We start from the raw sequence: 12,178 nt of genomic DNA, 5'->3' as shown, positions 1-12,178 counted from the left end.
TCGTCGATGGGGGATCGATGAGCGGCACACGAGAGCACCGAACTTGATTGCGGGGAACGATGACAGAACAGCCCATTTCCGAGACGTGGGCGACGATCCTCGATCGACTGTCTGACGACGACGCGATCACCCCGATGCTCCAGGGTTTCCTGAACCTGGTCGAGCCGAAGGGCATCGCGGCCGGCACGTTCTACCTCGAGGTGCCGAACGACTTCACCGCGAGCATGCTCAACCAGCGGATGCGCGTCTCCCTCCTCTCTGCGATGAGCGCGGTCGAGGCGCCGTCGCCGGTCACCTCCTTCTACGTCGTCGTGAACCCCGAGCTCGAAGAGGTGAGGGCCGCCGCCGAGCAGCAGGCCGGCTACGCGAACGAACCCGACCCCGTCGAGCTGCCGGCGTCGCCGCAGTCGGTGTTCGAGAACACGAGCCCGGTCTCGCCGCGCGACACCCGCCTCAACCCGAAGTACTCGTTCGACAGCTTCGTCATCGGCCAGTCGAACCGCTTCGCGCATGCCGCGGCCGTCGCCGTCGCGGAGGCGCCGGCGAAGGCCTACAACCCCCTCTTCATCTACGGCGACTCCGGCCTCGGCAAGACGCACCTCCTGCACGCCATCGGCCACTACGCGATGAGCCTGTATCCGGGCATCCGCGTGCGGTACGTCTCCTCCGAGGAGTTCACGAACGACTTCATCAACTCGATCGCGAACAACCGCGGCTCCCTCTTCCAGCAGCGCTACCGCAACATCGACATCCTGCTGATCGACGACATCCAGTTCCTGCAGGGCAAGGCGGAGACGCAGGAGGCGTTCTTCCACACCTTCAACACCCTGCACGACCACAACAAGCAGGTCGTGATCACGAGCGACGTGCCGCCCAAGCACCTCACCGGCTTCGAGGACCGCATGCGCAGCCGCTTCGAGTGGGGCCTCATCACCGACGTGCAGGCGCCCGACCTCGAGACGCGCATCGCGATCCTTCGCAAGAAGGCGCAGTCCGAGCGCCTCCAGGTGCCCGACGACATCCTCGAGTACATGGCGTCGAAGGTCTCGTCGAACATCCGCGAGCTCGAGGGCACGCTCATCCGCGTCACCGCCTTCGCGAGCCTCAACCGCACGCCCGTCGACATGCCGCTCGTGCAGACCGTGCTGAAGGACCTCATCACCGACGACAGCGACAACGTGGTCGCGCCGGTCGACATCATCACGGCGACGGCCGACTACTTCAAGCTCACCGTCGACGACCTGTACGGCTCGAGCCGTTCGCAGGCCGTCGCGACCGCCCGGCAGATCGCGATGTACCTCTGCCGCGAGCTCACGAACCTCTCGCTGCCGAAGATCGGCCAGCTCTTCGGCAATCGCGACCACACCACGGTGATGTACGCGAACAAGAAGATCTCGGAGCTCATGAAGGAGCGCCGCTCGATCTACAACCAGGTGACCGAGCTCACCGCGCGCATCAAGCAGACCGCGCGCTACCGCTGAGTCCGTTTCCACCCTTCTGCAGCGCCCCTGCAGACCATCTCCGAACGGTTCCCACAGTTGTGGAGAACCTGTGGATTGTTAACGAGCAACCGCGTCACGACTGTTGACACTGTTCGGTCGGCTGTGCAGAACACCGTTCGGCGTTCTGCGCGCACTCGAGGCATCCGCGCTCGAATCCACACGGTGTGCACAGATGCGATCGGCTGCGATCGGCACCGTTCCGCGGGTCTCCGAACACCATCCACAGTTTCCACAACGGTTAACACCGTTAAGAGAGAGTGGTTAAAGGGGTGATTCCCACAACCTCGAGGTCGAGGTGCGTCGAGCGCCGGGCGACCCGGTCGATGGTGGATGCCGCGCTGCGCCGTTCGATCGGACGGGTGAGCCGGATTCACCGGCATCACGATCGGCTCTGCGGATAGCATGGGAGCCACCAAGCGACATCCACGACGGGAGAACCGTGAAGTTCCAGGTCAATCGCGACGTCTTCAGTGAGGCCGTTTCCTTCGCCGTCAAGCTGCTGCCGCAGCGCACCACGCTGCCGATCCTCTCGGGCGTGCTGATCCAGGCGAACGCCGACGGCCTCGTGCTCTCCTCCTTCGACTACGAGGTGTCCTCCCAGACCGAGATCCAGGCCGACGTCGAAGAGCCGGGCACCGTCCTGGTGTCCGGCCGGCTCCTCGCCGAGATCGCCGGCCGCCTGCCGAACGCGCCCGTCCGCGTCGCCACCGAAGAGAGCCGCATCTCGGTGAGCTGCGGCTCGGCGAGCTTCACGCTCCTGTCGATGCCGGTCGAGGAGTACCCGTCGATCCCCGAGATCGGCGAGCAGTCGGGTCTCGTCCCGGCCGAGGAGTTCGCGGCCGCCGTCGCGCAAGTCGCCGTCGCCGCGTCGCGCGACGACGTCACCCCGGTCATCACGGGGGTGCAGCTCGAGGTGCGCGAGAACAGTCTCGGACTCGTCGCGACCGACCGCTACCGGGTCGCCGTGCGCGAGATCGACTGGGACGGCGGCAATGTCGGCGGCGGCGATGGCGACACGGTCACCGCGCTCGTCCCCGCGCGCACCCTGCAGGAGGTCGGCAAGACCTTCGGCCACTCCGGCAACATCTCGGTGGCCATCACGAACCGCGACGACCGCGAGCTCATCGCCTTCAGCGCCGACAAGAAGACCGTCACGTCGCTGCTCATCAAGGGCAACTTCCCGCCCGTGCGCCGACTCTTCCCCGACACGGTCGACAACTACGCCGTCATGAACACGGCCGACCTCATCGAGGCCACTCGCCGCGTCGCCCTCGTGCTCGAGCGCGAGGCCGCGCTGCGGTACAGCTTCACGGCCGACGGGCTCACCCTCGAGGCGATCGGTTCGGAGCAAGCCCAGGCCTCCGAGTCGATCGACGCGATCCTCACGGGTGACGACACGGTCGTCTCGCTGAAGCCGCAGTTCCTGCTCGACGGCCTCGGCGCCGTCCACTCCGAGTACGTGCGCATCTCGTTCACGAAGACCGAGAACCCGAACAAGCCGGGCCCCGTGCTCATCACGAGCCAGACCTCGCGCGAGCAGGCCGGCTCCGACAGCTACCGCTACCTGCTGCAGCCGAACCTGCTGCTGCGCTGAGCGCGCGCCACACCTTCAACCGGCCCTTCAACCGGCGCGGATGTCTCGGCGCCGGCGTGTCGGCGGCCGCGGGTAGCGTTGTCGTGGTCGATCGAGAGGAGTGGTGCCCGTGCACGTCGCACGCCTCTCATTGACCGACTACCGCAACTACGCCCGCGCCGAGCTCGAACTCGGCCCCGGTGCGACGGTGCTCGTGGGTCGCAACGGGCAGGGCAAGACCAACCTCGTCGAGGCGATCGGCTACCTCGCGACGCTCGGCTCGCACCGGGTCTCGAGCGACCAGGCCCTGATCCGGGCGGGTGCCGACGCGGCGATCGTGCGAGCTCAGCTCGCGCACGGCGACCGGCGCGTGCTCGTCGAGCTCCAGCTCAACCGGCAGGGTGCGAACCGTGCGCAGCTCAACCGCTCGCCGGTGAAGACGCGCGAACTGCCGCGCTACGCGCACAGCGTGCTGTTCGCTCCTGAAGACCTCGCGATCGTGCGCGGCGAGCCGGGGGTCCGTCGTCGCATGCTCGACGAGCTGCTGGTGCAGCGCTCACCTCGCCTCTCCGGGGTCATGGCCGACTACGACCGGGTGCTCAGGCAGCGCAACTCGCTCCTGAAGAGCGCGCGGGCCCGCGGACTGGCGGCCGACAAGCTCACGACCCTCGACATCTGGGACGAACGGCTCGTCGCGCTCGGCACCGAGATCATCGACCAGCGCATCGCACTCGTCGCCGAGTTGGGCGACCCCGTCGCCGCGGCGTACCGGTCGATCGTCGACGCCGACCACCGGCCGGAACTGCGCCCGGTGCTGTCGGTCGACGGGGCCGACGTCGACGGCGACGGGGCGGCCGGTCTCGATCGGGGAGCCGGTGGTGTCGTCGCGGCGGAGCACAGCGACGACGCGCATCGAGACCGGGCGGGCGCCACTCGACCAGCGGGGTCCACCGCTGACCGGTTCGCCGCCGCGCTGCGTGCGCTCCGCGGCAAGGAGCTCGAGCGCGGCGTCACGCTCGTCGGGCCGCACCGCGACGACGTGCTGCTGCTGCTCAACGGACTGCCGGCGAAGGGCTATGCGAGCCATGGCGAATCGTGGTCGTTCGCGCTCGCGATCCGGCTCGCCTCGGCCGAGCTGCTTCGTCGCGACTCGTCGACCGGCGATCCCGTGCTCGTGCTCGACGACGTCTTCGCCGAGCTCGACCGCCTCCGGCGGGAGCGCCTGGCCGAGGCGATCGGCGGATTCGAGCAGGTGCTCGTGACCGCTGCCGTGCTCGAAGACGTGCCGACGCCGCTCACGGCGCGTATCGTGCACATCGAGGCCGGGCGCATCGTCGACGGCGAGGCGACGCTCGGGCAGCAGGGTGAGCGCGGCGGCGAGTCCGACGACGCCTCGGTGTCCGTCGCCGAACACGAGGAGGGGGCCGCCGATGACTGACGTCTCCGAGGCCGCCCGCGTGTACCGGCACTTCCGCGAGATCTTCGGCGGTGAACCGCGTGTGCGACCCGGCCGCGCTCGAGTCCGCACCCGCGACGAGTCCGGCAGCCAGCCGTTCACCCCCGGTCGCGACCCGAAGCCGCTCGCCGCGACTCTCGACGGACTGAGTTCGCAGCTCGGCTGGACGGGCCCGCTCTCGCAGCACGACGTGCTCGCGTCGTGGGCGGAGATCGTCGGCGACGAGACCGCGCGGCACTCCGAGGCGATCGCGATCGAGGGCGGCGTGCTGCAGGTCAAATGCGAGTCGACCGCGTGGGCGACGCAGCTTCGACTGATGCGCACGCAGCTCGTCACCGAGATCGTCTCGAGGTTCCCCGGCGCGGGGGTCGAGACCATCCGCTTTCAAGGACCCGACGCCCCCACCTGGAAAAGGGGTCCCAGATCGGTTCCAGGGCGCGGTCCTCGCGATACCTACGGCTGAAGAGGCGAAAACGGTCGCTCGACCTGAGTTATCCCCTGAGAAGGCCCGTCGGCGGCCGTTCGGGACACTTGGTTTGATAGGATCGAACGTCGCCAGAACGACGGTTTGGAGCCCGATTCACCCATGACAGCGGAACCGACGAAGGCCCAGAGCGCGCCCGAATACGGCGCAGACGCGATCCAGGTTCTCGAGGGCCTCGAAGCGGTACGCAAGCGGCCCGGCATGTACATCGGATCGACCGGGCCCCGAGGGCTCCACCACCTCGTCTACGAGATCGTCGACAACTCCGTCGACGAGGCGCTCGCGGGCTATGCGACCGACATCGACGTGACGATCCTGCCCGACGGCGGTGTCCGCGTCGTCGACAACGGGCGAGGCATCCCCGTCGACGTCCACAAGACCGAGGGCAGGTCGACCGTCGAGGTCGTGCACACCGTGCTGCACGCCGGCGGCAAGTTCGGCGGCGGCGGATACGCCGTCTCCGGCGGACTGCACGGCGTCGGCGCATCGGTCGTGAACGCACTGTCCAGCCGGTTCGAGGTCGAGGTGCGCCGGCAGGGCCACGTGTGGCGCCAGGCGTACGAGATCGGCGTGCCGATGGCTCCGCTCTCGCAAGACGAGGCGAGCGATGCGACCGGCACGACGACCACCTTCTGGGCGAGCCCCGAGATCTTCGAGACCGTCGAGTACGACTACGAGACGCTGCGCACCCGCTTCCAGCAGATGGCGTTCCTCAACAAGGGCCTGCGCATCACGCTGACCGACCTGCGTGCCGGCCACGTGGTCGTCGACCCCGACGACACCGCAGAGGTCGAGGCGGACGCCGCGTCGTCCGGCCCGCGCACCGACACGTTCCTCTATGAACGCGGTCTCAGCGACTACGTCGAGTACCTCAACAAGTCCAAGCGGTCCGAGCTCGTGAACGACGAGATCATCTCGTTCGAGGCCGAGGACACCGAGCGCAACATCGCGCTCGAGGTCGCGATGCAGTGGACGACGGCGTACACCGAGTCGGTGCACACCTACGCGAACACGATCAACACGCACGAGGGCGGCACCCACGAAGAGGGCTTCCGGGCCGCGCTCACGACGCTGATCAACCGCTACGCCCGTGAGAAGAACATCCTCAAGGAGAAGGACGACAACCTCTCCGGCGACGACGTGCGCGAGGGGCTCACCGCGGTGATCTCGGTCAAGCTCGGCGAACCGCAGTTCGAGGGCCAGACGAAGACGAAGCTCGGCAACACCGAGGCCAAGTCGTTCGTGCAGAAGGTGACCGGAGACCAGCTCGGCGACTGGTTCGAGCGCAACCCCACGCAGGCTCGCGACATCATCCGCAAGGCGATCCAGGCGGCGACCGCCCGGCTCGCGGCGCGCAAGGCGCGCGAGGCGACCCGGCGCAAGGGCCTGCTCGAGTCGGGCGGCATGCCCGGCAAGCTGAAGGACTGCTCGTCGAAGGACCCGTCGCTCAGCGAGATCTTCATCGTCGAGGGCGATTCGGCCGGCGGATCGGCCGTGCAGGGGCGCAACCCCGAGACGCAGGCGATCCTGCCGCTGCGCGGCAAGATCCTCAACGTCGAGAAGGCCCGCCTCGACCGAGCGCTCGCGAACAACGAGGTCCAGGCGATGATCACGGCGTTCGGCGCCGGCATCGGCGAGGACTTCAACACCGAGAAGGCCAGGTACCACAAGATCGTGCTCATGGCCGACGCCGATGTCGACGGCCAGCACATCACGACACTGCTGCTGACGTTGCTCTTCCGCTATATGCGGCCGCTCATCGAGCTCGGCTACGTGTACCTCGCGCAGCCCCCGCTCTACCGGCTGAAGTGGTCGAACGCCGACCACCAGTTCGTCTACTCCGATCGCGAGCGTGACGCCCTGCTCGTCGACGGGCAGGCGAAGGGGTGGCGCATCCCGAAGGACAACGGGATCCAGCGCTACAAGGGCCTCGGCGAGATGAGCTACCAGGAGCTCTGGGAGACCACGATGAACCCCGAGACCCGCACGCTGCTGCAGGTCACCATGGACGACGCGGCCGCCGCCGACGAGATCTTCTCGACCCTGATGGGCGAAGACGTCGAGAGCCGCCGAAACTTCATCCAGAAGAACGCGAAGGACGTGCGTTTCCTTGACATCTGATGTGATCGAACCCGGCGACAACGGCGAGGGCCCCGGCATCCACGGCAGGATCGACCAGGTCGACCTGCAGCTCGAGATGCAGCGCTCGTACCTCGACTACGCGATGAGCGTGATCGTGGGCCGTGCCCTGCCCGACGTGCGCGACGGGCTGAAGCCCGTGCACCGCCGCGTCATCTACGCGATGTACGACGGCGGGTACCGTCCCGACAAGGCGTTCTCGAAGTGCGCCCGCGTCGTGGGCGACGTCATGGGCCAGTTCCACCCCCACGGCGACACCGCGATCTACGACGCGCTCGTGCGCCTCGTGCAGCCGTGGAGCCTGCGCTACCCGCTCGCGCTCGGCCAGGGCAACTTCGGCTCGCCCGGCAACGACGGCGCCGCCGCTCCGCGATACACCGAGACCAAGATGGCTCCGCTCGCGCTCGAGATGGTTCGCGACATCGACAAGGAGACCGTCGACTTCCAGGACAACTACGACGGTCGCACCCAGGAGCCGTCGATCCTGCCGGCGCGGTTCCCGAACCTCCTCGTCAACGGTTCCGTCGGCATCGCGGTCGGCATGGCGACGAACATCCCGCCGCACAACCTCCGCGAGGTCGCGTCGGGCGCCCAGTGGTACCTCGAGAACCCCGAGGCATCCCGCGAGGAGCTGCAGGAGGCGCTCCTGCAGCGCATCAAGGGACCCGACTTCCCGACGGGTGCGCAGATCCTCGGCGTCAAGGGCATCACCGACGCCTACCGCACGGGTCGCGGCTCGATCACGATGCGCGCCGTCGTCGACGTGGAGGAGATCCACGGCCGCACCTGCCTCGTCGTCACCGAGCTGCCGTACCAGGTCAACCCCGACAACCTCGCCATCAAGATCGCCGACCTCGTGAAGGACGGCAAGGTCTCGGGCATCGCCGACATCCGCGACGAGACCTCCGGCCGTACCGGCCAGCGCCTCGTCATCGTGCTCAAGCGCGATGCGGTCGCGAAGGTCGTGCTGAACAACCTGTACAAGCACACCCAGCTGCAGGAGAACTTCGGCGCGAACATGCTCGCGATCGTCGACGGCGTGCCCCGCACGCTCTCGATCGACGGCTTCATCGCGCACTGGGTCGACCACCAGATCGAGGTCATCGTCCGTCGCACGCAGTACCTGCTGCGCGAGGCCGAGGCGCGCATGCACATCCTGCGCGGCTACCTCAAGGCGCTCGACGCGCTCGACGAGGTCATCGCCCTCATTCGCGCCTCGGCCACGGTCGACGTCGCCCGAGACGGCCTGAAAGAGCTGCTCGACATCGACGACCTGCAGGCCGACGCGATCCTCGCGATGCAGCTGCGCCGACTCGCCGCGCTCGAGCGCCAGAAGATCATCGACGAGGCGAACGAGCTCGAGGCGAAGATCGCCGACTACAACGACATCCTCGCGACGCCGGCGCGCCAGCGCACGATCGTCTCCGAGGAGCTCGCCGAGATCGTCGACAAGTACGGCGACGAGCGACGCACGCACATCATGCCCGGGTTCGACGGCGACATGTCGGTCGAAGACCTGATCCCCGAAGAGGAGATGGTCGTCACGGTGACCCGTGGCGGGTACGTCAAGCGCACCCGCAGCGACAACTACCGGTCGCAGCACCGCGGCGGCAAGGGCGTCAAGGGCGCGCAGCTGCGCGCCGACGACGTGGTCGACCACTTCTTCGTGACCACGACCCACCACTGGCTGCTGTTCTTCACGAACATGGGCCGGGTCTACCGGGCGAAGGCGTACGAGATCCAGGAGGCCGGCCGCGACGCGAAGGGCCAGCACGTCGCGAACCTGCTCGAGATGCAGCCTGACGAGGAGATCGCCGAGATCCTCGACATCCGCGACTACGAGGCGGCGAAGTACCTCGTGCTCGCGACCCGCGGCGGGCTCGTCAAGAAGACCGAGCTGACCGCGTACGACACCAACCGCTCGCGCGGCGTCATCGCGATCAACCTGCGCGACGGCGACGAGCTCGTGTCGGCGATGCTCGCCGACGAGCACGACGAGATCCTGCTCGTCTCGAAGAAGGGCATGTCGCTCCGCTTCGAGGCGACCGACGAGGCGCTGCGCCCCATGGGTCGCTCGACCTCGGGCGTGAAGGGCATGGCGTTCCGCGACGGTGACGCCCTGCTCGCGGCCAACGTCGTGCCCGGCTCCGGCCTCGAGTCCGGCACCGTGCCCGATTCCCGTGAAGCCGCCGAGAATACGGTGGATGCCTCGGCCGAGGCCGACGGCGACCAGTACGTGTTCGTCGTCACCGAGGGCGGCTACGCCAAGCGCACCGCGGTCGACCAGTATCGCCTGCAGAACCGCGGCGGACTGGGCATCAAGGTCGCCAAGCTGAACGAAGATCGCGGCGACCTCGCCGGCGCCCTCATCGTCGGAACCGACGACGAGGTGCTGGTGGTCCTTGCCAGCGGCAAGGTGGTACGCTCCGATGTCGCCGAGGTCCCCGCCAAGGGCAGGGATACGATGGGCGTCGTCTTCGCGAAGTTCGCGATGGACGACCGGATCATCGCCATCGCGAAGAATTCCGAACGGAATCTCGTGGAGGAGGCCGCCGAGTCCGAAGCGGCCGAGCCCGCGGGAGAGGAGTAATCGTCTATGAGTAGCGTCGCCGAGAAGCTGGCCCGCAAGTCGAGCAAGCGCCCGCCGGCCAAGCAGGTGCGCCTGCGGCTCGTCTACATCGACTTCTGGTCGGCGGTGAAGCTGTCGTTCCTGGTCGCCGTGTGCCTCGCGGTCGTGTCGATCGTGGCGACCTTCCTCATCTGGACGGTGCTGAACTCGACCGACGTCTTCGACAAGCTCAACGAGCTCGTGAAGGACGTGGCGGGCACGGGCGGCGACCTGTCGTCGGTGCTGTCGCTCGGCAACGTCATGGGCTTCGCGATCGTCGCGTCGCTCCTGAACCTCGTCGTGACGACCGCCCTCGGTGCGATTCTCGCGGTGCTCTACAACCTCAGCGTGAAGATCACGGGCGGAATCCTGGTCGGCTTCACGAACAACTGAGCCGGCTTCGGCTCGATTCGGACTTTCGCCCGGAGTCGGGTAGTCTGTCCTTCGGCCGAAATTCGGGGATATAGCTCAGGCGGTTAGAGCGCTTCGCTGATAACGAAGAGGTCCGAGGTTCAAGTCCTCGTATCCCCACTCCACAACTCCACATCGCAGGTGCCGTACGGCACCTGCCCGGGGGCCTTAGCTCAGTTGGTAGAGCGCCTGCTTTGCAAGCAGGATGTCAGGAGTTCGATTCTCCTAGGCTCCACCCTCGCTCCGCCGAATCGGCGTGATTTCCACCCGCCGTCAAGACGCCGACTCCGGTAGCCTTGAGCCAAACGAGATCGGCGATCCCGGCTCGTCTCGATCACAGCGAAAGGCGACCGCGATGAACATGTGGAGCAACTTCTGGGACATCTTCAGCGGGCTCTTCGGCGTCTTCGTCTTCGTGGCGTACCTCGCGGTGCTGCTGACCATCATCCTCGACCTCTTCCGTGACCCGAAGCTCGCCGGCTGGGCGAAGGCGGTCTGGCTGATCTTCCTCGTCTTCGTGCCCTTCCTCACGGCACTCGTGTACGTCATCGCCCGTGGCCGCGGGCTCGCCCAGCGTGAGCGGGCGAAGCGCGGACTCGAGCAGGAGTACATCGACGACCGGGGCAACGTCTCGCAGGCGAGCGTCACTCCCGAGGTCGCTAAGGCGCAGGGACTGGGCGGCGATCCGACCGTCAGCCGCTCGTCGTTCGACTCCGTGCAGAACGACTCGATGATCCAGAGCTGAGGCCGGGCTCGGCGACACCGGTCGAGCGCGTCGCCGACCGCCCGGGTAGGGTGACCGAATGGACATCCGCATCGCCGCGTACGCCGTGATCATCCGCGACGGCGAGATCCTGCTCTCGCACTGGAACGAGCACGGTCGCTCGGGCTGGGCCCTCCCCGGCGGCGGCATCGAGGGCGACGAACACCCGGTCGTGGCCGCACGGCGCGAGGTGGCGGAGGAGACCGGCTACGAGGCATCCATCGATCGCCTGCTCGGCATCGACACGATGGTCGTTCCTGCGGCGAAGCGTCACACGGGCGCAGTACCGCTCTACGCGATGCGCGTCGTCTACCGGGGGCGCGTCGTCGGCGGTGAGTTGCGCAACGAGGTCGGCGGATCGAGCGACGAGGCACGCTGGGTGCGACTCGACGAGATTCGACGGCTCAAGCGCGTGAGCCTCGTCGACATCGCGCTGCGCCTGAACGACGCCGAACCCGCCGACGGGGTGCCGCCGACGTCGTGATCCGCCATCCGCAGTCCGGGAGGGCTCTGGGGTCAGGCCGTCGGCCGCGCCGGCACGACATCGACGTTCCGGCCGAGGCCGAACCGCCGGTGACGCGCCGGCGCGGTGGTGCCGGACCGCTCGGCTGAGGCATCCCGGCCGGGGGAATGGGGGGACGGCGCCGCCGCGAGGGCGACGGCGCCGTCCGCTGGGGTGATCATCGTGCTGGCCATGGGTATCGGCCGATCACAGGTGGGGGGCGATGAGGGCGACCCGCTGGAGGTCGCCGCCACGGACCCGGTGCGCGAGGCGCGTGTTCTGCTGTCGCAGCATCACGGCGTCGTGCGAGAGGCGCTCGCTCTGACGGCGGCTCCACGCGATGAGCGCGAGGCCGGCCCGCAGGGCGATGCGCTCGTTGAGTCGGCGCGCCTGGGCGCGCATCTCGGTGGCCTGTCGCTGCGACTGGCCGAGGGCGAGAGAACTGGTGTTCACGGTGTGTCCTTCATTCAGGGTGTTGGGAGGGTGCACCGGTCGGTGCGGAGAGCGTCGCCGCGGTCGCGGCGACGTCGTCGAGGGGTGATGCGGCGACGGCGGAAACGCTGTTCCGGTCACCGGGAGGCGGCGAAGGCCGCGGACCGACGAGGTGGCGGCGAGGCATCCGAGCGTCGGTCGCCCGATGCGTCGGGCATGACGGATGCTGCGGACAAGCCGCGGCTCGCACCTCGAAGGTGGCTGGCGAACGCGCTTCAGCGCGTGACGCCGGGGCGGAGAACTAGCAG

At 67.9% G+C, this 12,178-nt stretch carries 10 protein-coding genes and 2 tRNA genes; 11 read left to right on the top strand and 1 reads right to left on the bottom strand.

What is annotated here, in order from left to right:
• The first annotated feature begins 59 nt into the window (after positions 1–59).
• From dnaA to ACFWGP_RS01735, 11 genes are all read left to right on the top strand, one after another.
• Positions 60–1,481 (top strand): chromosomal replication initiator protein DnaA, encoded by a 1,422-nt coding sequence (dnaA, locus tag ACFWGP_RS01785; RefSeq protein WP_231429243.1) that lies wholly within the window; start codon positions 60–62, stop codon positions 1,479–1,481.
• 460 nt (positions 1,482–1,941) lie between these two features.
• On the top strand, positions 1,942–3,096 hold the full coding sequence (dnaN, locus tag ACFWGP_RS01780; RefSeq protein ID WP_231429242.1) for a DNA polymerase III subunit beta: 1,155 nt from the start codon (positions 1,942–1,944) through the stop codon (positions 3,094–3,096).
• A gap of 109 nt (positions 3,097–3,205) precedes the next feature.
• Positions 3,206–4,513 carry a DNA replication/repair protein RecF gene (gene recF, locus ACFWGP_RS01775; RefSeq protein ID WP_376929999.1) on the top strand — a complete coding sequence of 436 codons (1,308 nt, stop codon included), beginning with the start codon at positions 3,206–3,208 and terminating at the stop codon, positions 4,511–4,513.
• Positions 4,506–4,994, top strand: a complete 489-nt coding sequence (locus tag ACFWGP_RS01770; protein ID WP_231429240.1) for a DUF721 domain-containing protein — start codon at positions 4,506–4,508, stop codon at positions 4,992–4,994. Before recF ends, ACFWGP_RS01770 begins: the two co-directional genes overlap by 8 nt.
• Before the next feature lie 123 nt (positions 4,995–5,117).
• The gene (gene gyrB, locus ACFWGP_RS01765; RefSeq protein ID WP_231429239.1) at positions 5,118–7,136 is read left to right on the top strand and encodes a DNA topoisomerase (ATP-hydrolyzing) subunit B; all 2,019 of its coding nucleotides are present in this window, start codon (positions 5,118–5,120) and stop codon (positions 7,134–7,136) included.
• A gap of 1 nt (position 7,137) precedes the next feature.
• Positions 7,138–9,744, top strand: coding sequence for a DNA gyrase subunit A (gene gyrA, locus ACFWGP_RS01760; RefSeq protein ID WP_275506983.1), 2,607 nt, complete (start codon positions 7,138–7,140; stop codon positions 9,742–9,744).
• A gap of 6 nt (positions 9,745–9,750) precedes the next feature.
• Positions 9,751–10,155 carry a DUF3566 domain-containing protein gene (locus tag ACFWGP_RS01755; RefSeq protein ID WP_231429237.1) on the top strand — a complete coding sequence of 135 codons (405 nt, stop codon included), beginning with the start codon at positions 9,751–9,753 and terminating at the stop codon, positions 10,153–10,155.
• A gap of 64 nt (positions 10,156–10,219) precedes the next feature.
• A tRNA-Ile gene (locus tag ACFWGP_RS01750) sits at positions 10,220–10,293 on the top strand.
• Positions 10,294–10,335: 42 nt separating this feature from the next.
• A tRNA-Ala gene (locus ACFWGP_RS01745) sits at positions 10,336–10,408 on the top strand.
• 120 nt (positions 10,409–10,528) lie between these two features.
• Positions 10,529–10,918: a hypothetical protein gene (locus tag ACFWGP_RS01740; RefSeq protein WP_231429236.1), complete on the top strand. Its 390-nt coding sequence runs from the start codon at positions 10,529–10,531 to the stop codon at positions 10,916–10,918.
• Between the two features lie 58 nt (positions 10,919–10,976).
• Entirely contained in the window at positions 10,977–11,420 is a 444-nt protein-coding gene (locus tag ACFWGP_RS01735; RefSeq protein WP_231429235.1) for an NUDIX hydrolase, read from the top strand.
• A gap of 225 nt (positions 11,421–11,645) precedes the next feature.
• Here ACFWGP_RS01735 and ACFWGP_RS01730 read toward each other — a convergent pair whose 3' ends face one another.
• Complete coding sequence (locus tag ACFWGP_RS01730) at positions 11,646–11,891, bottom strand: hypothetical protein (protein ID WP_231429234.1); 246 nt, start codon at positions 11,889–11,891, stop codon at positions 11,646–11,648.
• Positions 11,892–12,178: the final 287 nt, after the last annotated feature.

It is taken from the genome of Agromyces sp. NPDC127015, from assembly GCF_042725165.1.
Taxonomy (GTDB): domain Bacteria; phylum Actinomycetota; class Actinomycetes; order Actinomycetales; family Microbacteriaceae; genus Agromyces; species Agromyces chromiiresistens.
Note: the sequence above shows the minus strand (reverse complement) of the source record. Positions and strands in the feature narration are given on the sequence as shown.

Coding starts and splice junctions, on each gene's coding strand:
- dnaA (WP_231429243.1), top strand. CDS start 60: ATGACAGAACAGCCCATTTCCGAGACGTGGGCGACGATCCTCGATCGA.
- ACFWGP_RS01770 (WP_231429240.1), top strand. CDS start 4,506: ATGACTGACGTCTCCGAGGCCGCCCGCGTGTACCGGCACTTCCGCGAG.
- gyrB (WP_231429239.1), top strand. CDS start 5,118: ATGACAGCGGAACCGACGAAGGCCCAGAGCGCGCCCGAATACGGCGCA.
- ACFWGP_RS01755 (WP_231429237.1), top strand. CDS start 9,751: ATGAGTAGCGTCGCCGAGAAGCTGGCCCGCAAGTCGAGCAAGCGCCCG.
- ACFWGP_RS01740 (WP_231429236.1), top strand. CDS start 10,529: ATGAACATGTGGAGCAACTTCTGGGACATCTTCAGCGGGCTCTTCGGC.
- ACFWGP_RS01735 (WP_231429235.1), top strand. CDS start 10,977: ATGGACATCCGCATCGCCGCGTACGCCGTGATCATCCGCGACGGCGAG.